This window comes from Microbacterium sp. LjRoot45, from assembly GCF_964253325.1.
Classification (GTDB): domain Bacteria; phylum Actinomycetota; class Actinomycetes; order Actinomycetales; family Microbacteriaceae; genus Microbacterium.
Genome location: NZ_CAXUQM020000001.1, coordinates 1,177,521 through 1,200,968, shown reverse-complemented (window position 1 = coordinate 1,200,968; position 23,448 = coordinate 1,177,521). Strand labels below are relative to the sequence as shown.

Genomic DNA, 23,448 nt, shown 5'->3' with positions numbered 1-23,448 from the left:
ATCGCGTGAAGGTCAGGCGGACCGCACGGCTCGTCGCGCCGCCAACTCATCGACGGGATCGGGTGCCTGCGGGTCGAACTCCAGGAGCGTCGACTCGACCTCGTGGAGAACCTTGCCCACCGCGATGCCGAACACGCCCTGTCCGCGGCTGACGAGGTCGATGACCTCGTCGTTCGACGTGCACAGGTAGACCGAGGCGCCGTCGCTCATGAGGGTGGTGCCCGCGAGATCACGGATGCCGGCAGCCCGGAGCTGCTCGACCGCCGTGCGGATCTGCTGCAGGGAGATGCCGGTGTCGAGAAGTCGCTTGACGAGCTTGAGCACGAGGATGTCGCGGAAACCGTACAGGCGCTGCGATCCCGAACCCGACGCGCCCCGGACCGTGGGCTCCACGAGTTCCGTGCGCGCCCAGTAGTCGAGCTGACGGTACGTGATGCCCGCCGCGCGGGCGGCGACCGCCCCGCGGTATCCGACTTCGTCGTCCATCTGCGGGAGGCCGTCGGTGAACAGCAGGTCAGTCATGAACTGCGGCTCGCCGATCGCGTCATGCGCGGTCATTTCGCCTCCTACATCGGGTTGTCAGTTCCACGCTAGATGAGGGATGCTCACCCGGCAACGACATCCGGCCGTGTCGCCTCGGCGTGTCGCGCTGCGGTCAGGGGGTCAGTCGCTCGAGCGCCGTCTGCAGAATGCCGGCGCGAAGCTCGTCGAGTCGACGCACGAGCTCGGGCGCCAGCTCGTGCGCGCGGCCGCGAGAAGCGGGATCCGACTTGCGCAGAAGGGGCGCCAGCGCGTTCTCCACGAGCGCGACGTCGCGCTCCGCCGCCTGCCGCAGACTGCGGAGGTGGCGCGGCTGGATGCCGTGCGCGTCGAGTGCGGTGAGTGAGCGCAGCATCGACAGCGCCCTGTCATCGAAGCTGTCGCCGGCGGGGATGAGACCGGCGCTGATCGCATCGGTGAGGAGACTCGCCGACGCGCCCGAGGCGGTCAGCATCTCGTCGCGCCGGTGCCGGCGCGCAGTCTGCACGATCGACGCGGGCATGGACGAGAGATCGCCGGAGGGGTCGTCGAGATATTCGCGGATGCGAGCGAGAGGGATGCCGTAGTCGCGCTGCATCGTGAGCGTGGTGCGCAGTCGCTCGACATCGACGGGCGAGAACTTGCGGTACCCCGACTCGGTGCGAACGGGCGTGACGATCCCTTGAACTTCGAGATAGCGGAGCTTGCTCGCGCTGAGCAGGGGGAATTCGGGGGTGAGTCGCGCTAGCACCTGGCCGATGCTGAGGTGACCCGCGGACGTCGAACGTCCGCGGGGAGCAGTCGCAGGGCTCACCCGGCCGACTCGCGATCGGCCGGCGAGGCGAAGAAGTTGAGACGGAACTTGCCGATGCGCAGTTCCGCGCCGTTCGTCAGGACCGCACGATCGACGCGCTCTCCGTTGACGTACGTACCGTTCAGCGAACGCTGGTCGACGAGTTCGAACGTCGCACCGGTGCGCGTGATCTCGGCGTGACGACGCGACACCGTCACGTCGTCGAAGAAGATGTCGGCCTCCGGATGGCGGCCCACCGTCGTCACGTCGTTGTCGAGGAGGTAGCGCGCGCCCGCCGTGGGGCCGGACCTCACCAGCAGCATCGCGGAGCGCGACGGAAGCGCGGAGATCGCTTCGAGTTCGACCTCGCTGAGATCACTTCCGAAGGGGATGAAGGACAGATCCGAGTCGTGCCCGAACGTCTGTGTCGTGTCAGATGACACACGCTGCGGCGACTCGGCTTCTCGCCGGATCTCGTCGGGGCGACGGTTCTCGTCCACGATTTCCTCCTCCTGATTCACCCTAACGGATCACCGTGCTCACGGGAGAGCAGATCCGGGCACCGAACCGCCCCGGGCATGGGCGATCGGATTGTTTCCCCGCGTTTCTTCGGCTGCGACGGGGCGACGGGTGTTCGCCTAGCCTGTCGGAAACCGCGCCCCACGACAAGGAGTTCCCGTGTACGCCTCGCACGACCGCCTCACGCCCGCACCGGTGCGTCAGGATGCCCCGTGCATGTGCGCCCACGGCGGAGCGTGCTCCTCGTTCGCTCCCGGGCACGCCGTCCACCTGATCCAGGCACGGCTCGTATCGGCGACGCCGGCGCAGTGGGAGGACGCGATCGTCACGACGGTGGAACGGAGCGCCGGCCGGATCGTGCTGCACCGACTGGAGGACGGTGCCGACGTAGAGCTGTGGAATGGCGCCGGCATCGTGGATGCCGTCGTTCCCGGGAGCCCCGTCGCCTACCACCCGCGCCACCACGCGGTCCACGCGGCCGGACGAGTGTTCAACGTCGCACCGCTGGCGTGAGCAGCAGCTGCGCCGAGGACACGGGTCACCCCGCGGACACGGCATCTTTCATCGCCATGCACGCGTCCATGCACGCCTGACAGGCGTCGGCGCACATCTTGCACACAGGGCTCATGTCCGCGTGCATCATGCACATGTCCATGCAGGCCTGACACATCGCGATGCAGGCGTCGAGCATCGCCATCATCACGGGCGGTGTCATGCCGGACATCCGCATCATGGCGCGCATCATCGTGTTGCACATGTCGGCGCAGTTGGAGCAGGCCGGCGCGCAGTCCATGGGACGGCCGTCCATCATCTGGGCGGAGCACACCGTGCACGCCTGCTCGCACGCTGCGCAGGCATCCATGCACGCCTGCATCAGCGCCATGTCGAGGTCGGGCATGCCCTCCATCGACATCATCTCCGGCGTCATGGCATCCCGCATCATGGCGTCCATTCGACACCCCTCTCCCCTCGACGGCGCGCCCGGACGGCGCGCACCTGCCGCCATGGTAGGCCCGCGTGCGCTCCGGCGACAGGGCTCGCAGCGCTCGGCTTCGGTAGGCTGGATCGGGTGACCGTCGAGCGCCTCCGTCCCCGTGTCCTCGCCATCTTCAGCGCCCTCGCCGCCTTGCTTCTCGTCGGTGTCGCGGCGCCCGCGTCGGCCCACGACGAACTCGTCGGATCCGATCCTGCCGCGGACGCGGTCGTCGAGACCCTGCCCGATGCGCTCACTCTGACGTTCAGCGGCGTGCTCCTTTCGGGCGACGGTGCGACGGAGGTCGTCGTGACGGATGCCACGGGCACCGACCTCACGGCGGGTGAGCCCGTCCTCGACGGGGTGCGCGTCTCGCAGCCCCTCTCGGGCGACGCCTCCGGCACCGTCGAGGTCGCATGGCGAGTGGTGTCCAGCGACGGCCACCCGATCTCGGGCGAGTTCGCCTTCTCGGTCGGCGCCCCGTCCTCCCCCGGCGACGGTGCGACGCCCGCCCCGTCGTTGCCGTCCGAGGGCTCCGGCGACGGACTGCTTCCGGTGTGGATCGGGATCGGCGTGATCGCCGTGGCGGGAGCCGTGGTCGCCTTCGCCGTGACGAGGAGACGCCCCTCCCGCGAGGACTAGGCTGGAGGCATGCCTCATTACAACGTCGTCGTCCTCGGTGCCGGCCCTGGTGGGTATGTCGCAGCGGTCCGGTCCGCGCAGCTCGGACTGTCCACCGCCATCATCGAAGAGAAGTACTGGGGCGGCGTCTGCCTCAACGTCGGCTGCATCCCCTCGAAGGCGCTGCTGAAGAACGCCGAGATCGCCCACACGCTCAAGCACAAGGCCGAGTTCTTCGGCATCTCGGGCGAGTTCTCGCTCGACTACGGCGTCGCCTGGGACCGCAGCCGCGACGTGGCCGATGGCCGGGTCAAGGGCATCCACTACCTGATGAAGAAGAACAAGGTCACGGAGTACGAGGGTCGCGGCTCGTTCACCGGCCCCAAGGCGATCTCGGTGACCAAGAGCGACGGTCAGGTCGAGGAGGTCACGTTCGACAACGTGATCATCTCCACCGGCTCGACCGTGCGCCTCCTTCCCGGCGTCACACTGAGCGAGAACGTCGTCACGTACGAGGAGCAGATCCTCTCGCGCGAGCTCCCGGGCTCGATCGTGATCGTCGGAGCGGGTGCCATCGGCATGGAGTTCGCGTACGTCATGTCGAACTACGGCGTGAAGGTGACGATCATCGAGTTCCTCGATCGTGCCCTCCCCAACGAAGACGCCGACGTCTCGAAGGAGATCGCACGTCAGTACAAGAACTACGGCATCGACCTCCTCGTCTCGACGAAGGTGGAGTCGGTGGTCGACGCGGGCGACAAGGTCACCGTCACGTACACCGACAACAAGAGCGGCACCCAGGGCTCCATCGAGGCCGACAAGGTGCTCATGTCGATCGGCTTCGCACCGCGTGTCGAGGGCTTCGGTCTCGAGAACACGGGCGTCGAGCTCACCGATCGTGGCGCCATCGCGATCGACGACTTCATGCGGACGAACGTCGAGGGCATCTACGCCATCGGCGACGTGACCGCGAAGCTCCAGCTGGCCCATGTCGCCGAAGCCCAGGGTGTCGTGGCCGCCGAGACCATCGGCGGCGCAGAGACGATGGCGCTCGGCGACTACCGGATGATGCCGCGGGCAACCTTCTGCTCGCCGCAGGTCGCGTCGTTCGGGTACACCGAGGCGCAGTACAAGGAAACCGGTCGCGAGTACAAGGTCGCCACGTTCCCCTTCATGGCGAACGGCAAGGCGCACGGCCTCGGCGAGCCCGTCGGCTTCGTCAAGCTCATCGCCGACGCCGAGCACCTCGAGCTCGTCGGTGGCCACCTGATCGGCCCGGATGTGTCGGAGCTGCTCCCCGAGTTGACCCTCGCGCAGAAGTGGGACCTCACGGCGCTGGAACTCGCGCGCAACGTCCACACGCACCCCACGCTGTCCGAGGCGCTGCAAGAGGCCTTCCACGGCCTCGCGGGCCACATGATCAACTTCTGATCGATCGCCCTCTGACCAGGTTGCATTTGACTGCATAGGTCGACGGAGTACGCTGAGCCTCCACCACTGACGCCGCCCCGACGAAGCCGGGGGCGGCGTCAGTGCCGTTCTGAGGGATGCCGAGGGCGGCGTCAGAACCCGAGCGCTCGACCCAACTTCGAACCGGATGCCGAGACCGAACCGCCGACAGCCGACACGAGTGCGTCCGCGGCGGCGAAGAGCGCGTCTCGCCCCTCGTCGTCGGCGGGGGCGGCGGGCCCGAGCTCGAGCTCCCACTCGCGCCAGCGCGTCTCGACTCCCCGACGCACGTCGGTCGCCGAGACCCGATCGTCGACGAACTCCGCGACGAGGTCGCCCCGCGCGTTCCGCAGCGCGTATGCCGTGCGCTCGTTGCGTATCCGCGCGACCGTCGAGAGCTCACCGACGGCGCCGAAGCCGTGTTCAGCCGCAAGCGTCGCCGTTACGGCATCCGGCACGATGATTTCTGCATCGGTCGACGCATCGTCGAGCGGCCACCTCGCCTCGTGTTTGCCTTCGGGCGTGGCGTGCTTGATGTGCCAACCTTCGTCGGGGCCGCCCGTCCGGCGCCGCAGGGCGACGGCCGCACGTCCGAGCCGGCCGTCGTCGGTGTCGAGGTAGCGCGCATCGAGCGCCCTGCGCTCCGGTGCGCCGACCGTCGTCACCCCCGCAAGCTCACGCCAGTCGGGGATCGGCGTCTCGTCGCCGACGTCGTACTTCCGCTCGATCTCGAGCGTGCGCTCAGCGTCGCCGCCGGTCACTCGTCTCGGCTGTCGGGGTCGGGATCGATGTCGTCCTGAGCCTCGAGGTAGTGGAAATCGGACGACGTGGGACCGTCGCCCTCACCCGTGTTCTCGGGAGCGCCGCCGCGTTCGTAGACCACCTGGGTCTCGCTGTAGGGAAGGATCAGACGATCCTCCGCCGCGTCGTCGATCGGGATGACCTGCCCGTCGAGCGGGCCTCCGTGCAAGCGTGCAATGGCCATGATGACCTCCCTTTCCGCGTCGACTCCAGCCTAGTCCGGGGCCACGACAGCCCGCGCTTCCGGCTCAGTGCGTCGGGAAGCCGAGACTGATCTGGCTCTCGCTCGGCTCGGGCCATCTCGTGGTGATCACCTTGCGACGCGTGTAGAACGCGAAGGCCTCGGGGCCGTACATGTGCGTATCGCCGAACAGCGAGTCCTTCCACCCACCGAAGGAGTAGGCCCCGATCGGAACCGGTATCGGCACATTGACGCCGACCATTCCCACCTCGATGTCGAACCCGAACTGCCGCGCAGTCTTCCCGTCACGAGTGAACACCGCCGTGCCGTTGGCGTAGCGGCTGGCGTTGACGAGGTCGACGGCCGCCGCGTAGTCGGCGACGCGGACGATCGAGAGCACGGGGCCGAAGATCTCCTCGTCGTACACGCGCATTCCCGGTCGCACGCGGTCCACCAGAGAGGGCCCGATGAAGTGGCCGTCGCCGGGAAGGCTCCCCTGACGACCGTCGACGACGAGGTCGGCCCCTTCCGCCGTCGCGCCCGCCACGAAGCCGGTCACGCGATCGAGCGCGTCACGCGAGATGAGCGGGCCCATCGCGGTGGCGGGGTCACGCCCGTCGCCGACGACGAGACCGGGCAGCCGCTCGGCGATCCGCGCGACGAGGTCGTCGGCGACGTCGCCGACGGCCACCACGACCGAGATCGCCATGCAGCGCTCCCCCGCCGAACCGTAGGCGGCCGAGACGGCGGCGTCGGCCGCGGCATCCAGGTCGGCGTCCGGCATGACGATCATGTGGTTCTTCGCGCCGCCGAGGGCCTGCACACGCTTGCCTGCAGCGGCTGCGCGCTCGTAGATGTGGCGGGCGATCGCGGTGGAGCCCACGAAGGACACCGCCCGGATCACGGGATCGTCGAGGATGGCATCCACCGCCTCGCGGTCGCCGTGCACGACGTTCAGGATGCCGTCGGGCACCCCGGCCTCACGGAACGCGTCGGCGAGCCACACCGCGGCGGAGGGATCGCGCTCGCTGGGCTTGAGGATGACCGCGTTCCCCGCGGCGATCGCGGTCGTCACCATCCACAGGGGCACCATCGCGGGGAAGTTGAACGGGGTGATGCAGGCGACGACACCGACCGGCTGCCGGAGCTGATACACGTCCAGACCCGCGGAGACCTGCTCCGAGTGGTCTCCCTTGAGATGGTGCATGAGCCCCGTGCAGAACTCGACGTTCTCGAGTCCGCGCGCGACCTCGCCGAGCGCGTCGTCGACGGTCTTGCCGTGCTCGGCCGTGATGATCCGCGCGAGCTCCTCGGCCCGCGAGGAGATGATCTCGCGGAGGCGGAACATGATCTGCTGGCGACGACCGAGCCCGGTCTCCCGCCACGCGCGCTGGGCCCGTTGAGCGATCAGCGCTGCCTCGTGGACCCGCTCGGCCGAAGCCCACACGACCTCGCCCGTCTGCCTTCCCGTGGCGGGATCGAAGACGGGCCCGACCCGCTCGGCGTCGAGAATGCGTTCGCCGCCGATGACGTGCGGGATGAGGACGAGGTCGAGGGCCGTGGTCATGAGAGCTCCTGGGCGGGGTCGGGGGACGATGACGGATGCCATCCGGGTATGGTGCCGTCGGGGGAAGGGAATCGGGCGACGAGAGTGCAGTCCCTGCCTCCGAGGCCGTCCGCGGCGAGTTGCTCCAGCTGCGACTGCGCCAGCTCGGCGGCCGGCAGCCGGAGTCCTGCCGCGGTCCCGGCGGCGACGGCGAGCGAGCAGTCCTTGAGGGCGAGATCGACCGAGAACGATGCCTCGAAGTCGCGGTTGGCCGCCGCGGTCTCGACGACCCCCGGGACCGGGTACCAGGTGCGCACCGCCCACGACGATCCGGAGGAGGCGCTGGCGACCTCCCAGAACACCCGCGAGTCGAGGCCGAGGCGTGCGGCGAGTTGAGCTCCCTCGGCCATCGCCATCACGTTCACGAACAGCATCATGTTGTTCGCGAGCTTGGCGGCGATCCCGGCCCCCGCGCCGCCGCAGCGGACGACGGCTCCGGCCATCGGTGCGACGAGACCGGCGGCGCGCTCGACGGCATCCGGCTCACCGCCCAGCATGAAGGTGAGCGTGTGGGCGGCGGCACCGGCGGTTCCTCCGGAGATCGGCGCGTCGACGAAGGCGAGGCCGCGCGCGGCGGCTTCGAGATGACACCAGGCGGTGGTCTCGACGTCGACGGTCGACGTGTCCAGGAGCAGCGTGCCGTGCGCGCTGCGCGCCAGGATGCCGTCCTCTCCTCCGTAGACGGCGCGCACGTGCTCGGGGCGCGGCAACGACGTGACGCAGGCGTCGGCGCCCTGCACCGCCTCGGCCGCGGAGTCAGCGATCTCCACGCCCTGCGCCGCGGCAGCCTCGGTCGCGCGGGGATCGAGATCGACCCCGACGACCCGATGACCGGCGGCGACGAGATGTCCGCTCATGGGCAAGCCCATGTGTCCGAGCCCTATCCACGCGATCGTCGCCATCGCCGCTCCCTTCCTCGCGAGCAATCGGCACGGAAGGCCGATGCGAGTCACGGTACGCGTGCGACAGGTTGCGTTCAACGCACAGAGGCGAGCGAGTTTGCACCGCAACTGTGCATTCCTGCACACTCGAGGGATGCCTGTCGCCGACGAACCGCCGCTCGACGCGCTGATGACGTTCCTCGCCGTCGCGCGACGCGGGCGCTACACCGCCGCGGCGGACGCCCTCGGTCTGAACCACTCCACCGTGTCCCGTCGGATCGCAGCACTCGAACGCACGGTCGGCGTGCGCCTCCTCGTTCGTTCCGCGGCCGGGTGGGACGTCACAGAGGAGGGCCAGCGCGTCGTCGCGATCGCCGAACGCGTCGAGGCATCGCTGCGAGACCTCTCGGGCGGCGACCGAGCGGTCCCGTCCGACACGAGCGCCGGCGGCGAGCACAGCGGCGGCCTGCGCGGCGCGGTGCGCATCGCGGCGCCCGAGGCTTTCACAGCCCACGTCCTGGCACCCGCCCTGACCAACCTGCGTCGGACCCATCCCTCCCTCACCGTCGAACTGGTGGCCGTGACGCAGCGCGCGCGCCAGCATCGCTCCGGTGTGGACCTCGAGATCGTCGCCGGCCGCCCCGAGGTCTTCCGGGCGTTCGCGACGCCGATCTTCGACTACTCGCTCCGTCTCTATGCATCTCGCGACTACCTCTGCGGGCACGGCGCCCCCTCCGACGTCGGCGGGCTCGCCCGGCATCCGCTCGTCTTCTACATCGAGTCGGCCCTCCAGGTCGACGAGCTGGACCGGGCGCTCCACGCGCTTCCCGACTCCCCCCCTTCGCTGCGCTCGACGAGCGTTTTCGCGCACCTCGAGGCCACCGCCGCGGGCGCCGGGATCGGGCTCCTGCCGGACTTCGTCGCCGACCGGGACGACCGGCTCGTGCCCGTACTGTCCGATGCGTGGGAGCATCGACTGTCGTACTGGGCCGTCGCCCGCGACGAAGGCGCGAGGAATCCCGTCGTCGCCGCGACCCTCGCCGCGATCCAGGACCAGATCACGAACCGGGAGGAGGAGCGATGAAGCCGTTCCTCCTGCTGGCCACCCGCGCCGAGGACGGTCCCGCGGACGAGGAGTACGCGCTGTTCCGGCGGTTCGCAGGCCTATCCGAGGACGAGCTGGTGCGGGTGCGGATGGAGGCCACCCCGCTCGGACATCTCGACCTCGACGACTGGTCCGGAATCTTCGTCGGCGGCGGACCCTTCAACGCGTCCGACCCGCTGGAGCGTAAGTCGCCGGCGCAGCGTCGCGTCGAAGCGGAGTTCGACACGCTGCTCGATGAGGTCGTCGGCCGCGACTTCCCCTTCCTGGGGGCCTGCTACGGCATCGGCACGCTCGGCGCCCATCAGGGCGCCGTCATCGACCGCACCTACGGCGAGCCCATCAGCGTCGTCGATCTGAGGCGCACGCCCGCCGGCGCCGCCGACCCTCTCCTGGCGGGGATCCCGGACGAGTTCACCGCCTTCGTCGGGCACAAGGAGGCCATTTCGGCACTCCCCCGTTCGGCCACACTCCTGGTGAGCGGCGCCGCCTGCCCTGTGCAGATGTTCCGCGTGGGCGACAACGTGTACGCGACGCAGTTCCACCCCGAACTCGACGTGGACGGCATCGTCACGCGCATCCATGCCTACGCCGATCACGGCTACTTCGCGGCGGACGAACTCGACCTCACCCTCGCAGCCGTGCGGCGGATGCCGGTGACCCACACGGGCAGCATCCTCCGGTCGTTCGTCGAACGGTACGCGCGCTGACCGCGATCAGATGACCGGCGGCGTGTGCCAGATGCGTTCGATGTAGTCGCGCATCGACCGGTCGGAGGAGAAGAACCCCGAGCGGGCGATGTTGAGGATCGCCGATCGCGTCCAGCCCTCCTCGTCCTGGTACGCCGCGTCGACCTTCGCCTGCGCGGCGATGTAGGACGAGTAGTCGGCCAGCACCATGAATCGGTCGTCGTACAGGAGGTTGGAGACGACCGGTTCGAACACACTCCGGTCGCCGCCGGAGAAGGCACCCGACGCGATGAGATCCATGGCCCGGCGCAGGTTGTCGTCGGCCTGGTAGAAGTCCGCGGGCTTGTACCCGCGCGCCCACAGTGCCTCGACCTCCGGCTCGCTCATGCCGAACAGGAAGAAGTTGTCGTCGCCGACCAACTGGCGGATCTCGACGTTCGCGCCGTCGTCGGTCCCGATCGTGAGAGCGCCGTTCAGGGCGAACTTCATATTTCCGGTTCCCGATGCCTCCTTTCCGGCGAGCGAGATCTGCTCGGACAGGTCGGCGGCGGGGATGACGCGCTCCGCGAGCGTCACGTTGTAGTTCGGCGGGAAGAGGACCTTCAGGCGTCCCTCCACCCGGGGATCGGCGTTGACGACCGAGCCCACGGCGTTGATGAGGTGGATGATCCGCTTCGCCATGACGTAGCCGGGCGCGGCCTTCGCGCCGAAGATGAACGTGCGCGGCTGGACGTCGGCGGCGGCGACCCGGCCCGACACGATCGCCTCGTAGGAGGTGACGATGTGGAGCAGCTTCAGCATCTGCCGCTTGTACTCGTGAAGGCGCTTGACCATGACGTCGAGCATGTGCCCGTCGCTCACGTCGAAGCCGTCGCGCGCGTGCAGCACCTGCGACAGGCGCCGCTTGTTGGCCGCCTTCACCTCGCGGAAGCTCGCCCGGAAGTCCGGGTCCTCGGCATACGCCTCGAGCTCGCGCAGCCGCTCGAGGTCGGTGATCCAGCCCGCGCCCAGGGCGTCGGTGATGAGGCTGGAGAGCTCGGGATTGGCGAGCCTCACGAACCGTCGCGGCGTGATGCCGTTGGTGACGTTGGTGAACTTCCCCGGGAAGAACTCGTCGAAGTCGGGGAGCACCTTCTCGCGGAGCAGCTGGGAGTGGAGCTCGGCGACGCCGTTGACCTTCGCGCCCGCCACCGTCGCCAGGAACGCCATCCGCACCGAGCGGTACGGCACCTCGCCGATGATCGACATGTTCCGGATGCGCATCTCGTCGTCGCCGAACCGCTCCCGCACCTCGGCGAGGAACTCGTCGTTGATGCGGTAGATGATCTCCAGGTGGCGCGGCAGCAGGCGTCCGAGGAGCTCGACGGACCAGACCTCCAGCGCTTCAGGGAGCAGCGTGTGGCACGTATACGCGAAGCACTCACGCGTGATCGACCACGCGACATCCCAGTCGAGCTTCTTCTCGTCGACGAGCACGCGCATCATCTCGGGCACACCGATGACGGGGTGGGTGTCGTTGAGCTGGAAGATCACGCGATCGGCGAGCTTGGTCATGTCGAAGCCGTCGACCAGTTGGTGCTCGAAGAAGTCCGCGATCGAGGCGGCGACGAAGAAGTACTGCTGCTGGAGGCGCAGCTCCTTGCCCTGGGGCGTCGAGTCCTCCGGGTACAGAACCTTCGAGATGTTCTCGGCGAACGTCTGCGCGCGTACCGCCTCCTCGTAATCGCCGGAGTTGAAGACGCGGAGGTCGAACGAGTTGGTCGCCTTGGCGCTCCACAGTCGGAGCGTGTTGACGCGTCCGTTCTGATAGCCGGGGACCATGTAGTTGTAGGGCACAGCCTGGACATTCCAGCCGGGAATCCAGCGCGAGCGCAGAACACCGTCGTCGTCGTAGGTCTCCGTGTGTCCGCCGAACGAGATCGTCTGCGCGGCCTCGGGGTGCGGGAACTCCCACGGCGAGCCCATCGACAGCCAGGCGTCGGGCTGCTCCACCTGCTGCTCGTCGACGAACGTCTGACGGAAGATGCCGTACTCGTAGCGGATGCCGTAGCCGATGTTGGGCACACCGAGCGTCGCGAGAGAGTCGATGAAGCAGGCCGCCAGCCTGCCGAGACCGCCGTTGCCGAGCCCCGGCTCGACCTCCTCCGCACGCAGCTGGTCGATGTCGATGCCACAGGATGCCATCGCCTCGCGCGCGATGTCGGCGAGCCCGGATGCCAGGAGGTTGTTGTCCAGCTGGCGCCCGAGGAGGTACTCGGCGCTCAGGTAGCAGACGCCCTTGGCCTGCTGCTCGCGCTGCCGGCGCTGATCCTCGAGCCAACGCGCCATGAGGTAGTCGCGCACCGTCATCGCGAAGGCGAAGTAGCGATCGTTGGCGTTGGCGGCCGACAGGGCGACGCCTCGCTCGTAGTTCAGATTGCGCAGGAACTGCCGGACGAAGCCGTCAACGGTGCTCGCGGGCCCCGTGACGGGGGCGAGGGCGAGCGGGTGGGTGACGGACAGCGCTGCAGCGGAGGTCTCGATCTCGGGCACGATACGAAGGTACACACTCGGCGGGCCCGCTGTGACCGCTCTCAGGTGGCGGTAATACGACTTTCACATCCGCGACGTCGTTCGCATAGCGGATAGCGCCCTCACGCGCGGCCGCCTCCGCCGCGTGTCAGGAGGATCGCTCCGCCGCCAGGGCCTCCCGTGCGGACGCGAGCTCCGACGCCGCCACGGCGACGGCATCCTCCGCGGTCTGCACTTTTCGTTCCGCGAACGTCCGGGCGCCGTGTCGGACACGGAGCCGATCGGCGTCTTCGGTCGCGGACTCCACGACGTATGCACCGGCGATGAGGATCACCTGAGAGGAGAGATTCACCCACAGGAGAAGGGCGATGAGCGCTCCGAACGTGACGAGGAGCGGGTTCGACGTCGCTCCCCCGACGAACAGGCCGGAGAGCGTCTGCAGGACGGTGAGGCCCGCCGCACCGATGAGCGCGCCCACCCAGAAGGCCCGTGCGGGGGCGACGATGCCGGAGAGCATGCGGAACACCACGAACAGCACGATCGCATCGAGCGCGAACGTCACGGCGATGGCGACCACGCGGGTTCCGATCGCGACCGCGGGATGGTCGTCGGACCAGCCGAACCACGCCGCCACCGTGCCGACCCCCGCCGTGCCGAGCACCGTCACCGAGGCGGACACCGCCAGCGCGACGCCCACACCGAGCGCCAGCAGGAGGTTGCGCAGGATGACCCAGATCCACAGGACGTCGTCGAGCGGGCGGTCGGCGATCGTGTGGAGCGCGGTCCGGAGCGATCCGATCGCACCGATGGCGGCGCCGATCAAGCCGACGAGGGACACCGCACCGGCGATGGTCAGTCCGGCGGGGGCGCTGATGGCATCCGCGTCGATGAGTCCGCCGGGTCCGACGAGGCCGGGAATGGCCTGATCGACCGCATCCACGAGCGCGGCCCAGGCGGCGGGGTTCCCCGCAAGCCAGAGGGCGGCGAACGAGAAGCCGAGCAGCACGCCGGCGAAGATGCTGAACAGCGCCCGATACGTCACGCTGTCGGCGAGCATGGGACCGCGGTGCTCGCTGTAGCGCAGGAACGCGCGGACCGGTCTGCGGGCGAGAGCCCATGCGATGAGGCGAGCGACGTCCATCGAGTCAGGATATCGAGGGCACCCCCGACGCCTCGCGGGGTTGACAGCCGCGGGACATCCCCTACGCGCCAGTCACACCAGCCACAGGAATATTCTTCTTTCACACCGACACCGGGGCGTCGTAGGATACAGGCGGGGAGAGGATGCGCCGTGAAGGGACTCGCGGAAAGCCTCGTGCAATCTGGGGCTGTCAGTGCAGACGACATGTGGGACGCCGTCGCCGAATTCGGCGAGGGTCCCGAACTTCGTCGACGGCTCGTCGAGTCTCAGCTGATCTCGCAGACCCAGCTCGCGCAGGGCATCGCCCGCCAGCTCGGACTGAAGTTCGTCGACCTGCCCGAAGCGGAGCTGACCGCTGAGGTCATCGCCGCCGTTCCCCCCACCCTCTGCCGCCGCTATCAGATCATCCCGATCGAGCGCGGTCGCCGCAGCCTCACGATCGGCATGGTCGACCCGACCGATCTCATCGCGATCGACGACATCGCCACGGCGACGGAGCTGAACGTGCGCCCGGTCGTCGTGGCGGCCGACGCGCTCGAGACGGCCTTCTCCCGCTTCCTCCGCTCCGACGAGGAACTCATTGACCTCTCGGAGCAGATCGGCGAGATCGCGGCCGCCGACGGGTCGAGCGGCACCGAGTCTATCGAGGAGCAAGTCGACGACGCCCCCGTGGTGCGGTTCGTGAACCTCCTCATCGCCCAGGCCATCAACGACCGGGCCAGCGACATCCACATCGAGCCTGGCGAGAAGAACCTCACCGTCCGCTACCGCATCGACGGCGTGCTGCACGAGATGCAGCGCGCCGACCGAGCGATCCAAGACGGCGTCATCTCGCGGCTGAAGATCATGGCATCCGTCGACATCGCAGAGCGGCGCAAGCCTCAGGACGGCCGCCTGTCCGTGCACCACGACGGGAGGCAGATCGACCTGCGTCTCGCGACACTGCCGACGGTGTGGGGCGAGAAGATCGTCATGCGCATCCTCGACAGCTCGGCACAGTCGCTGACCATGTCGGACCTCCGCTTCTCGATCCGCAACGAGCAGCGGTTCCGCGCGGCGATCACGCGCCCGCACGGCATGGTTCTCGTCACCGGCCCGACGGGCTCCGGCAAGTCGACGACGCTGTACACGGCCCTCAACACGGTCGCCAACCCTCGGATCAACGTCATCACGGTCGAAGATCCCGTCGAGTACCGGATCGCGGGGATCAACCAGGTGCAGGTGAATGCCCGCGCCGGCATGACCTTCCAAGCGGCGCTCCGCTCGATCCTGCGATCCGACCCCGATGTCGTGCTCGTGGGTGAGATCCGCGACGAGGAGACCGCGACGATCTCCATCGAGGCGGCCCTCACGGGACACCTCGTGCTGTCGACGCTGCACACCAACGACGCCCCCAGCGCCCTGACGCGTCTCGTCGAAGTCGGCTGCGAGCCGTACCTCGTCGGCACGGCGCTGTCGGCCGTCGTCGCACAGCGCCTCGCGAGGCGACTCTGCATGAAATGCCGCGAGGCGTATACAGAGACACGCGAGGTTCTCTCCTCGGTGAAGTTCCCTCACAACCCGCTCGATCCGCCCGTGCTCTACCGCGCGGTGGGATGCCAGGAGTGCTCCGGCACCGGCTACCGCGGCCGGGTGGCGCTGCACGAGGTCATGGAGGTGACCGAGAAGCTCGAGCAGCTCGTCGTCACACACGCCACGGGAACCGAACTGCGGTCGACGGCACTGGAGGAGGGCATGATCTCCCTCCGGGAAGACGGCTTCAGCAAGGTCGCCGAAGGCATCACGACCATCGAAGAGGTCATGCGGGTCTCGCTCTGACCCCTCCTCGCCGGGGGGAAAGAGCAGGGCGCGCGTCCCTCCCCAGTTCCGCGCGCCCTGCCGTCTGTGACGGAGTCAGCCGGATTGTCCGAGCTCTCCGTAAATCGAGAAGATCGGCAGGTACAGCGAGATGACCATGCCGCCGATGATGATGCCGATGCCGACGATGAGGATGGGTTCGATGGCGGAGGTGAGCTGCTCGGTCGCGGTCTGCACCTCGCCCTCGTAGAAGTCGGCGATGCTGGCCAGCATGTCGGGCAGCGTGCCCGACTCCTCGCCCACCGCCGCCATCTGAGCGACCATCGGCGGGAAAACCCCGGCCTTGGCCAGCGGGGCGGAGAAGGACTTCCCCTGCTTGACGGACTCCTGAACGGCTCGGACGGCCTCTTCGATCTTGTGGTTGTTCGCCGCTGAACCGACGATCGCGAGCGCCTGCACGAGCGGCACGCCCGCCTTCAGCATCATCGAGAGCCCGCGGCTGAACCGCGCGACGGCGATCTTGGTCGCGAGCGGACCGAAGATCGGCAGCCGCAACTTCAGGGGATCGACCACCTTACGGACCGCCTCCTCGTTACGGTTCTTCATCCACCACAGCCATCCGACGACGCCGACGACCAGCATGAGGGGGAAGATCCAGAACATGTTGTTCGAGATGGAGACGATGATCTGGGTGGGCAGCGGCAGCTCCGACCCCAGGTTCTTGAACATCCCCTCGAAGATCGGCACCACGAAGGTCACCATGGCGATCACGCCGAGGATCGCGATGCTGAGGACGATCAGCGGGTACGTCGTCGCCGACTTGATCTTGTCCTGCAGCTCCGCCTCGTTCTTGTACGTGTCGGCGACCGTCGTGAGGGCCTGGCCGAGGAAGCCGCCCGACTCGCCGACCCTCACCATGCTCACCATGAGGGGCGGGAACACGTCGGGATGCTGTCCGAGGGCGGCGGAGAAGGCACTCCCCGACTCCACGGCGCCGTGCACCTTGACGAGCGCGTCGCGCAGCATCCGGTCTTCCGACTGATCGATGAGGATCGAGAGGGTGCGCATGAGCGGGAGACCAGCGTTGATGAGGCCGGCCATCTGCTTGGCGAAGACGGCGAGCGTCGCGACCTTCACGCGCTTGACGAAACCCGGAAGCGAGATCTCGCGGTTGAGCCCGGTCTTCGACGTGAGAGCCACCTCGAGCGGCGTCAGCCCCTGGGCGCGGAGCTTGGCGGCCACCGCGGTGTCGCTGGACGCTTCGATGGTGCCCTTGACGACGCCGCCGCCGGTCGCATCGACGGCACGGTAGGTGTATTCCTCGATGAGCGACATCAGTTGCCCCAACCGACCGACGAGCGCTCCGATGCGTGCATCGTCCACGCCTCCGCGTCGTAGTCCACCGGGCGCACGCGGGTGTCGTCAAACGACTTCGGGTCTTCCGCGATCTCGCGCGCCAGAGCGAGCGAGATCGACCCGTCCGCGACGAGCCGCTGCAGGTCCTGGTCCAGCGTGTGCATGCCCAGCGAACCGCCCGCCTGCAGCATCGAGTAGATCTGGCTCACCTCCCCCTCGCGGATGAGGTTCGCGATCGCCGGCGTGTTCACGAGCACTTCGGTGGCGATCACCCGTCCTTCCGACTGCGCGCGCGGAAGCAGCGTCTGGGTGATGATCCCCCGGAGCGTGTCACCCAGCTGGGTGCGCACCTGATTCTGCTGATCCGACGGGAAGGCATCGACGATGCGGTTGATCGACTTCGCCGCGCTCTGGGTGTGCAGCGTCGACATGACGAGGTGGCCGGTCTCGGCCGCAGTCAGGGCCGTCGAGATCGATTCCGGATCGCGGAGCTCACCGATGAGGATGATGTCCGGGTCCTGGCGGAGCACGCGTCGGAGCGCTTCGGAGAAGGATGCCGTGTCGCTGCCGATCTCGCGCTGGTGGATGAGTGCGCGCTTGCTCGTGTGCTGGAACTCCACCGGGTCTTCGACGGTCACGATGTGCGCGGGTTTGGTGCGGTTGACGACGTCGATCATCGACGCGAGCGTCGTGGACTTGCCGGAGCCTGTCGGTCCCGTCACGAGCACCAGTCCACGCGGCTTCATGACGAGATCGGCCGCGACGCGGGGCACACCCAGTTCGTCGAAGCTCTTGATGCGGTCCGGGATGAAGCGGAGCGCGACGGCGACCTGGCCGAGCTGGCGGAAGATGTTGACGCGGAATCGTGCGACATCGGGCACGGTGATCGAGAGGTCGACTTCGCCCGAGGTGCGGAACTCCGCGACCTGGTCGTTGGACAGGATGCCGCCGATGGCGGACTCGAGCCAGTTCGTCGACGTGGGCTGCTCGTAGCCGGGGATGGTCTCCAGGTCGCCGTCCACGCGCATCTGCGGCGGGTGGTTCGCGGTGAGGTGCACATCCGACGCGCGCGACCGGGCGGCGACGGCGAGCAGGCCCTGCAGGGGGGCGACATTCTGAGTCATGAGGCATCCTCTGTCTGGAAGAACGCGAGCGCGGACACGACGACTTTCCCGTCCGCGAAGTTCACATCGATGATCGAGACGAGCCGCGGCCCCTCGCGGAGACCGTCGACGAACGCCGAGACCCGCTTCGCGGTGGACGTGAGGGTCTCCTCGTCGACCTCCGTGCTGTCCTCGACGTCGGTGCCCTCGTCGCCTCCGCCGAGGAACGGCAAGGTCATGTCGAGGGTGATCGTGAGGAGCACCTGCTGCTGGGGAGTGAGCTCCGTCGCGGGTGCCTCCGGCTCCGCCGCCGGAGCGGACTCGCCGTCGCCGCCGTCGCCGTCGGTCGCGGCGGGGGTCGGCGAGGCGGCGGTGTCGGCCGGCTCCTCCTCCGCGGCGACCGCGACGCCTTCCTCGTCGATGACATCGCGCGCCACCCACGACTCTGCGGGCTCGGCGGCGATCGACTCGACGCGGGCATCGACCCGTTCGGCCGAGCGGGCGATCAGGGCGTGCACCTCGTCGAGGCGCGGGGCGCTGGCGATCTCGGTCCGCAGCGTGGCGAGGTCTTCGTCGACCGCGGCGATCTCCTCCTCGGCAGCGGACAGGCGGGCGATCTGCTGCTCGTAGGTCGAGTTGCTCTGCTCGACGGTGCGCTTCTCACTGTCGATCGCGAGCGACCCGCTGTAGAACGGGAGCGCGACCAAGACCACACCGGCCACGAGGAGGATCACGACGACAAGCGTGCCGGCGAGGTTGACGAGTTGCTTGCTGGCGTTCATCCGTCGCTCTCCCCCGCGAAGGCGCCCGTGTAGACGGATTGGTCGAGGGCGACCCTCACCACGTGGTGATAGCTGTTCTCCTCGAAGCTCTGCGTCCAGCCATCGGCGTCGAGCACACCCGGCAGCGCACGGATGGAACGGATGAGCGGCGCCATGTCGCGGGGGTCTCCCCCGGTCAGGAGCAGATCTCCCTGCAGCCCGATCTCCGCGGCGGGGTCATCGCCCTGAAGCAGACCGCCGGGCGAGAGGTCCCAGCCCTCGAAGAACAGCCCGTCCGGCAGCGCCCGGGTGAACTCGGCGATGACGGGGGCCCACGCGATGTCCGTTCCCATCGCGCGGCTGCGGAAGTCGGTGAGATCGGTCTGCAGTGCGAGCTTGGTGCGGACGGGCTGGAGGCCTGCCAACTCGGTGAGGAGCCCGCTGGTACGGGCGTTCTCCGCATCGAGCCGCTGCTGCGCGGCGGCTTGGAGCGTATAGGCGCCGGCGCTGACGACGGCGATGACGAGCAGGGTCGCGGCGAGCACCCACACCCACTGGCGCAGGAGCGTCGCGCGCTGGCGCCGTTCGATCGCGGCGCGGGGCATGAGGTTGACGCGCGGAGCGCCGCCGAGCGCCATGGCAGGTGTCGCGGAACGCAGTGCCATCAGCGTGCACCCCCCAGCGCGAGCCCGACCGTCGGGACGAGATCGAAGTCGACGTCGCCGACCGGAGCGGCGATCTTGGTCTCCACGACGCTGGACAGCCCCACCGGGTGCACCGGCATCGGGAGGCTCGCCGCGAGAGACGCGACGATGCCGTCGACGGCCACCCCGGCACCGCTGACGAGCACGCGAGTCACGGGGGCGTCGGCCGATCGGTCGGCGTAGAAGCGGAGGGTGCTCCCCAGCCGTGCCACGACGTCGCGCACGTCGGCCTCGCTCATCGTGAGAGTGCGGCCCGTCCCGCGCGACGCGGCGCGTCGGCGCATGGGGGCGTCGCCGGGGGGAACGGTCTCGAGCATCTCCTCGACGACGGGGGCCGTGGCATCCGTGTCGGTCTGGGCTGCCGCCCGCGCGCGCACGGCCTCGGTCACGATCTCGGTCGGGATGATGCGCACGAACCGCGGCACGCCGTCCTGGACCACGACGACGTAGGTCGTATGGTCACCGAGGTGGAGAGCGGCGACGGTCTCGCCCGCCGCGGCCACCGCCGTGACGGCGCGAGCGAGCGCGAACGGCGCGAGGTCGACCACGTCGACGGTGAGCTTCGCCTTCGTGACGGCCGAGACGAGCTCGTCGACGGTCTCGGCGACCGCCGCGACGAGCAGCCCCGACACCTGGTCGCCCTGCTGCGAGATCGGGTAGAAGTCGAGCACGGCCTGCTCCGCAGGCACGGGAAGCAGGTCCTGCACCTGGAACGGCAGCGCCTGGGCGAGAAGGTCGGGGCGCATCGCCTGCATCGTGTAGTCGCGAACGAGGATGCGGCGGCTTCCGATGCCGAGCACGACGTTCTTGCTCTTGATGCCCGCCCGCGTCCACAGCTGACGCAGCGCCAGCACGACGGCATCCGTGTCGAACACCTCGGAGTCTTTCGCGGCGCCAGGAGGGAGCGGGACCGAACCGAACGCAACCACGCGCGGGCTGCGCCCGACGGTCACCTCCGCCGCTCGGACCCCCTCCTCGGTGATCTCGAGCCCGACGATCGTCTTCGCCATGCTCTCTTCCTTTCTCTCCGCCGCCGGCTCAGCCGATGACGAGCATTCCCACGTACCAACGAGCGACGGTTTCGCCCGCGAAGATTCCCACCCAGGCGCCCGCGAGCATCCACGGGCCGAACGGTATGGCGGTCTTGCGCCCCGCCCGCCGCGTGAAGAGGAGGACGACGGCCATGAGCCCTCCGAGCACGAACGCCGCGAAGGCGCCGACCACGAGAGTTCCCCACCCGAGCCACCCGAGCGCGATGCCGAGCACCCCGGCGAGCTTGACGTCGCCCCCGCCCATGCCGCCCGGGCGCGTCAGCCGGAGCACGGCGTAGAAGGCGAACAGGGCGATGCCTCCGATCGCAGCGCGCAGCAGCGACTCCCAGGGGGCGCCGAACACGCAGGACGCCGTGAAGAGCGCCGCGAGCACCGCGTAGGCCGGAAGCACGATCACGTTCGGCAGTCGACGGGTGTCGGCGTCGATGAGGGCCAGCGCGATGCTGATGGCCGTCAGGTACAGGAAGGCGACCGTCTGGAGGATCGTCGCCGGCCAGGGCGCGGTCGCCGAGCCGAGCGATGCCCACACGACAGCCAAGAACGCGAGACCGGTCGCGAGCTCGATCAGCGGGTACCGCGCGGAGATCGCCGCGCCGCACGACGCGCAGCGTCCCCGCAAAAGCAGCCACGACACGAGCGGCACGTTCTGCCAGGGACGCACCGGGGCGTCGCAGGACGGGCAGCGGCTCTCGCGGGTGAGCGGGATGCCGGCCGGCACGCGGTAGACGACCACGTTGAGGAACGAGCCGATGACGAGGCCCAGGAGGGCCGCGAAGACGAGCAGGAAGACGGTGAGGGCGGGAGTCAGAGTGGACATCAGTTGATGGTCTCGTAAGGGACGTCTCGCGATGAGATCAATCCACCGATGCCGCCGCTGCCCGAAGAGCCGCTCTCGCTGATGCCCATGCCGGGGACCCCGATGGGGTCGGCGGTGAAGGTGAGTCCGCCGCCGTAGCTCCAGCCGCCGCCGTAGAACGAGCCGTTCCACTTGTCCTGCAGTCCGTAAGCGCCGCCGGCGACACTGATCTTGCACGGCGAGTAGGCCATCGCCTTCACCGTGAGGTCGGTGACGGTGCCGTTGATGAGGAGTTCGCCGTACCCCGATCCGCACGTGGGCGCGGCGTCGGTGGGCGTGGGGTCCTCCGTCATCACCCAGAACTTGGGCTTGCCGGCGACGCCGGTTCCCGCCTTCACGGTGAGCCCGGAGAGGTCGAACTTCTTGGCGAGCAGCACGACGTTGGTCTTGATGCCCACCGTGGGCTTGCTCCCGTTGTTGCTGCTCAGGGTGGAGCAGGCGCGCGCGTCGATGACGACGGGGCTCGTGTACGTCTGCAGCGACGTCCACGCCGCGCCGGGCGAGCTGTTGAAGCCGTTGCACGTGTCGCTCGCCGTGCCCGAGGTCTTCAGGGTGACCACCTGATAGCCGGGCCAGTCGGAGGTCTTGAACTTGTACTCGAACCAGCCGGGAAGCGTGGGCGCCGTGGGCCCGGCGACCGTCGTCGGGCGCACGGTGCCGCCGACGATCGTTCCGCTCTGCATCGAGAGCGTGCGGGCGGACGGCATCGTGAGACTTCCGTTGATGCGCACGTTGCCGAGCTGCACGTTGCCGTTGGCGATGACGGAGCCCGCGACCTGCTTGCCCTCCCAGCCGAAGGAGATCTCGCCGTTGGTGTGCAGGCTCCCCTTGAGGGTGCCGCGCACGGTGCTCGAGCCGGTTCCCGAGGTCGCGACGTTGCCCTCGATCGTGTCGCTGCCGCAGCACATGTCGAGGACGCCCGCGGCGGAGGTGACCGTGCCCTTGATCGTGCAGCCGCCGTTCGCACTGACGGTGCCGCGGGCCGTGATGTTCCCCGGGATGAGTGACTGGCAGGTGAACGAAGCCTGCGGCACGACGATGTTGAGCAGCCTGCCGTCGGCGGACGTCTTCACTTCGGAGGTGAAGGTGACGTTGCCGCTCCCGAAGAAGACCATGTCTCCGCCGGAGCTGGCGGCGGGAGTCTGCGCGTAGACGGACTGGACGGCTGTGCGTGCGCCGTTCACGGCGGAGTTCACGCGCACCGTCGCAAAACCGGAGCCGCAGGTGACGGCGTAGTCGTATTGGAGCGAGCCGGTGCCGTCGACCGCCACGTTGTGACCGGTGGCACCGCAGGCGACCTCGCCGCGCTTGAGGCTCGCGACGACCTCGGCGAGCCCGGCGTCGGCGGTGACACGCGACTGCGATTGGCTGCGGGTGTCGACGACGATTCCGGTCGTGTTGGTCACGATGGTCGCGAGGGCGAGACCGCCGATGGTGAGGACGAGCATCACGACGAGCACCGCGACGAGCGAGGAGCCCTCGTCGCTGCGCAGCAGACGCTGAAGCCGGCTCAGCATGTCGGTGCGCTTCCCTGGATGACGACCTGCGCGGTGACGGCGTCCGACAGGCGGACGGTCTGGCCGCCCGCGGCGACGTCGAGACCGATCGTCAGGCGCTTCTGCGCCTCGACGCTGCCGGTCCCCTGCTGGAAACCCGCCCCCGAACCGAGGATGCCGGTGAGTCCGGTGGCGAGGGGGTTGCGGCCGGTGACGATGTTGGCGGGCCGCGCGGTGGCGCCGACGCTGTAATAGAGGGAGCCGCCGGAGAGCTTCCAGGCGCGGCACTCCCACGTGAGGGTCGAGGAGACCTGCGCGACGGTCGCGTCGACCCGTGTGCCGCTCTCGCTCACCCGGATGGTCGCGGCGTGGCGGATCGACGTGTGAAGCTGCGAGGAGACGACGTTGGCGCGGCCCGTCGCGGTGTCGCGGGCGGTGGCCTGCTCCTGCGCCTGGAGTCCGTTGACGAACATGAGCGCGAGGAACCCGACGAACATGCCGGCGATGACGATGGTGACGATGAGTTCGATCATGGTC

24 protein-coding genes are annotated in these 23,448 nt (G+C 68.7%); 6 read left to right on the top strand and 18 right to left on the bottom strand.

Annotation, left to right across the window (positions count from 1 at the left end; all coding sequences use genetic code 11):
* Positions 1 to 12: 12 nt before the first annotated feature.
* The 3 genes from ACSQ18_RS05650 to ACSQ18_RS05640 form a co-directional block, all read right to left on the bottom strand.
* Complete coding sequence (locus tag ACSQ18_RS05650) at positions 13 to 558, bottom strand: MerR family transcriptional regulator (RefSeq protein WP_144807624.1); 546 nt, start codon at positions 556 to 558, stop codon at positions 13 to 15.
* 97 nt (positions 559 to 655) lie between these two features.
* Complete coding sequence (ftsR, locus tag ACSQ18_RS05645; protein ID WP_436036168.1) at positions 656 to 1,333, bottom strand: transcriptional regulator FtsR; 678 nt, start codon at positions 1,331 to 1,333, stop codon at positions 656 to 658.
* The gene (locus tag ACSQ18_RS05640) at positions 1,330 to 1,812 is read right to left on the bottom strand and encodes an FHA domain-containing protein (protein WP_144807622.1); all 483 of its coding nucleotides are present in this window, start codon (positions 1,810 to 1,812) and stop codon (positions 1,330 to 1,332) included. The genes ftsR and ACSQ18_RS05640 overlap by 4 nt, the downstream gene beginning before the upstream one ends.
* 178 nt (positions 1,813 to 1,990) lie before the next feature.
* On the opposite strand from ACSQ18_RS05640, the gene ACSQ18_RS05635 reads away from it, so the two are divergent.
* Positions 1,991 to 2,344 (top strand): hypothetical protein, encoded by a 354-nt coding sequence (locus tag ACSQ18_RS05635; protein ID WP_436036167.1) that lies wholly within the window; start codon positions 1,991 to 1,993, stop codon positions 2,342 to 2,344.
* Positions 2,345 to 2,369: 25 nt separating this feature from the next.
* Here ACSQ18_RS05635 and ACSQ18_RS05630 read toward each other — a convergent pair whose 3' ends face one another.
* Positions 2,370 to 2,783, bottom strand: coding sequence for a hypothetical protein (locus ACSQ18_RS05630; RefSeq protein WP_436036166.1), 414 nt, complete (start codon positions 2,781 to 2,783; stop codon positions 2,370 to 2,372).
* A 117-nt stretch (positions 2,784 to 2,900) separates the two neighbouring features.
* Here ACSQ18_RS05630 and ACSQ18_RS05625 point away from each other — a divergent pair, with 117 nt between their 5' ends.
* Together ACSQ18_RS05625 and lpdA are read left to right on the top strand one after the other, a co-directional pair.
* A complete protein-coding gene (locus ACSQ18_RS05625) occupies positions 2,901 to 3,446 on the top strand; it encodes a copper resistance CopC family protein (protein WP_436036165.1) in 546 nt (181 codons plus the stop codon).
* Positions 3,447 to 3,455: 9 nt separating this feature from the next.
* Positions 3,456 to 4,856, top strand: a complete 1,401-nt coding sequence (gene lpdA / locus ACSQ18_RS05620) for a dihydrolipoyl dehydrogenase (RefSeq protein ID WP_436036164.1) — start codon at positions 3,456 to 3,458, stop codon at positions 4,854 to 4,856.
* A 131-nt stretch (positions 4,857 to 4,987) separates the two neighbouring features.
* On the opposite strand, the gene ACSQ18_RS05615 is transcribed toward lpdA, so the two are convergent.
* The 4 genes from ACSQ18_RS05615 to ACSQ18_RS05600 form a co-directional block, all read right to left on the bottom strand.
* Positions 4,988 to 5,635 (bottom strand): CYTH domain-containing protein, encoded by a 648-nt coding sequence (locus ACSQ18_RS05615; RefSeq protein ID WP_436036163.1) that lies wholly within the window; start codon positions 5,633 to 5,635, stop codon positions 4,988 to 4,990.
* The gene (locus tag ACSQ18_RS05610; protein ID WP_436036162.1) at positions 5,632 to 5,859 is read right to left on the bottom strand and encodes a response regulator; all 228 of its coding nucleotides are present in this window, start codon (positions 5,857 to 5,859) and stop codon (positions 5,632 to 5,634) included. Before ACSQ18_RS05610 ends, ACSQ18_RS05615 begins: the two co-directional genes overlap by 4 nt.
* Positions 5,860 to 5,923: 64 nt before the next feature.
* Positions 5,924 to 7,423, bottom strand: coding sequence for a CoA-acylating methylmalonate-semialdehyde dehydrogenase (locus ACSQ18_RS05605; protein ID WP_436036161.1), 1,500 nt, complete (start codon positions 7,421 to 7,423; stop codon positions 5,924 to 5,926).
* Positions 7,420 to 8,364, bottom strand: a complete 945-nt coding sequence (locus ACSQ18_RS05600; RefSeq protein WP_436036160.1) for an NAD(P)-dependent oxidoreductase — start codon at positions 8,362 to 8,364, stop codon at positions 7,420 to 7,422. Before ACSQ18_RS05600 ends, ACSQ18_RS05605 begins: the two co-directional genes overlap by 4 nt.
* A gap of 133 nt (positions 8,365 to 8,497) precedes the next feature.
* On the opposite strand from ACSQ18_RS05600, the gene ACSQ18_RS05595 reads away from it, so the two are divergent.
* On the top strand, positions 8,498 to 9,427 hold the full coding sequence (locus ACSQ18_RS05595) for a LysR family transcriptional regulator (RefSeq protein WP_436036159.1): 930 nt from the start codon (positions 8,498 to 8,500) through the stop codon (positions 9,425 to 9,427).
* Positions 9,424 to 10,155, top strand: coding sequence for a glutamine amidotransferase (locus tag ACSQ18_RS05590; RefSeq protein WP_436036158.1), 732 nt, complete (start codon positions 9,424 to 9,426; stop codon positions 10,153 to 10,155). The genes ACSQ18_RS05595 and ACSQ18_RS05590 overlap by 4 nt, the downstream gene beginning before the upstream one ends.
* Positions 10,156 to 10,161: 6 nt before the next feature.
* Here ACSQ18_RS05590 and ACSQ18_RS05585 read toward each other — a convergent pair whose 3' ends face one another.
* Positions 10,162 to 12,636, bottom strand: a complete 2,475-nt coding sequence (locus ACSQ18_RS05585; RefSeq protein WP_436038389.1) for a glycogen/starch/alpha-glucan phosphorylase — start codon at positions 12,634 to 12,636, stop codon at positions 10,162 to 10,164.
* Positions 12,637 to 12,793: 157 nt separating this feature from the next.
* Positions 12,794 to 13,786: a YihY/virulence factor BrkB family protein gene (locus ACSQ18_RS05580; RefSeq protein WP_436036157.1), complete on the bottom strand. Its 993-nt coding sequence runs from the start codon at positions 13,784 to 13,786 to the stop codon at positions 12,794 to 12,796.
* A 150-nt stretch (positions 13,787 to 13,936) separates the two neighbouring features.
* Here ACSQ18_RS05580 and ACSQ18_RS05575 point away from each other — a divergent pair, with 150 nt between their 5' ends.
* Positions 13,937 to 15,604 (top strand): GspE/PulE family protein, encoded by a 1,668-nt coding sequence (locus tag ACSQ18_RS05575; protein WP_436036156.1) that lies wholly within the window; start codon positions 13,937 to 13,939, stop codon positions 15,602 to 15,604.
* Between the two features lie 75 nt (positions 15,605 to 15,679).
* On the opposite strand, the gene ACSQ18_RS05570 is transcribed toward ACSQ18_RS05575, so the two are convergent.
* The 8 genes from ACSQ18_RS05570 to ACSQ18_RS05535 are packed head-to-tail and all read right to left on the bottom strand — an operon-like array spanning position 15,680 to position 23,444.
* Positions 15,680 to 16,966 (bottom strand): type II secretion system F family protein, encoded by a 1,287-nt coding sequence (locus ACSQ18_RS05570; protein ID WP_436036154.1) that lies wholly within the window; start codon positions 16,964 to 16,966, stop codon positions 15,680 to 15,682.
* Positions 16,918 to 18,063 carry a type IV pilus twitching motility protein PilT gene (locus ACSQ18_RS05565; RefSeq protein ID WP_436036153.1) on the bottom strand — a complete coding sequence of 382 codons (1,146 nt, stop codon included), beginning with the start codon at positions 18,061 to 18,063 and terminating at the stop codon, positions 16,918 to 16,920. The genes ACSQ18_RS05570 and ACSQ18_RS05565 overlap by 49 nt, the downstream gene beginning before the upstream one ends.
* Positions 18,060 to 18,824, bottom strand: coding sequence for a hypothetical protein (locus ACSQ18_RS05560; protein WP_436036152.1), 765 nt, complete (start codon positions 18,822 to 18,824; stop codon positions 18,060 to 18,062). Before ACSQ18_RS05560 ends, ACSQ18_RS05565 begins: the two co-directional genes overlap by 4 nt.
* Complete coding sequence (locus tag ACSQ18_RS05555; protein ID WP_436036151.1) at positions 18,821 to 19,468, bottom strand: PilN domain-containing protein; 648 nt, start codon at positions 19,466 to 19,468, stop codon at positions 18,821 to 18,823. The genes ACSQ18_RS05560 and ACSQ18_RS05555 overlap by 4 nt, the downstream gene beginning before the upstream one ends.
* Positions 19,468 to 20,517, bottom strand: coding sequence for a pilus assembly protein PilM (gene pilM / locus ACSQ18_RS05550; protein ID WP_436036150.1), 1,050 nt, complete (start codon positions 20,515 to 20,517; stop codon positions 19,468 to 19,470). The genes ACSQ18_RS05555 and pilM overlap by 1 nt, the downstream gene beginning before the upstream one ends.
* 28 nt (positions 20,518 to 20,545) lie before the next feature.
* Positions 20,546 to 21,376 (bottom strand): prepilin peptidase, encoded by an 831-nt coding sequence (locus tag ACSQ18_RS05545; RefSeq protein WP_436036149.1) that lies wholly within the window; start codon positions 21,374 to 21,376, stop codon positions 20,546 to 20,548.
* Entirely contained in the window at positions 21,376 to 22,932 is a 1,557-nt protein-coding gene (locus ACSQ18_RS05540; RefSeq protein WP_436036148.1) for a hypothetical protein, read from the bottom strand. Before ACSQ18_RS05540 ends, ACSQ18_RS05545 begins: the two co-directional genes overlap by 1 nt.
* The gene (locus ACSQ18_RS05535) at positions 22,926 to 23,444 is read right to left on the bottom strand and encodes a hypothetical protein (protein WP_436036147.1); all 519 of its coding nucleotides are present in this window, start codon (positions 23,442 to 23,444) and stop codon (positions 22,926 to 22,928) included. Before ACSQ18_RS05535 ends, ACSQ18_RS05540 begins: the two co-directional genes overlap by 7 nt.
* Positions 23,445 to 23,448: the final 4 nt, after the last annotated feature.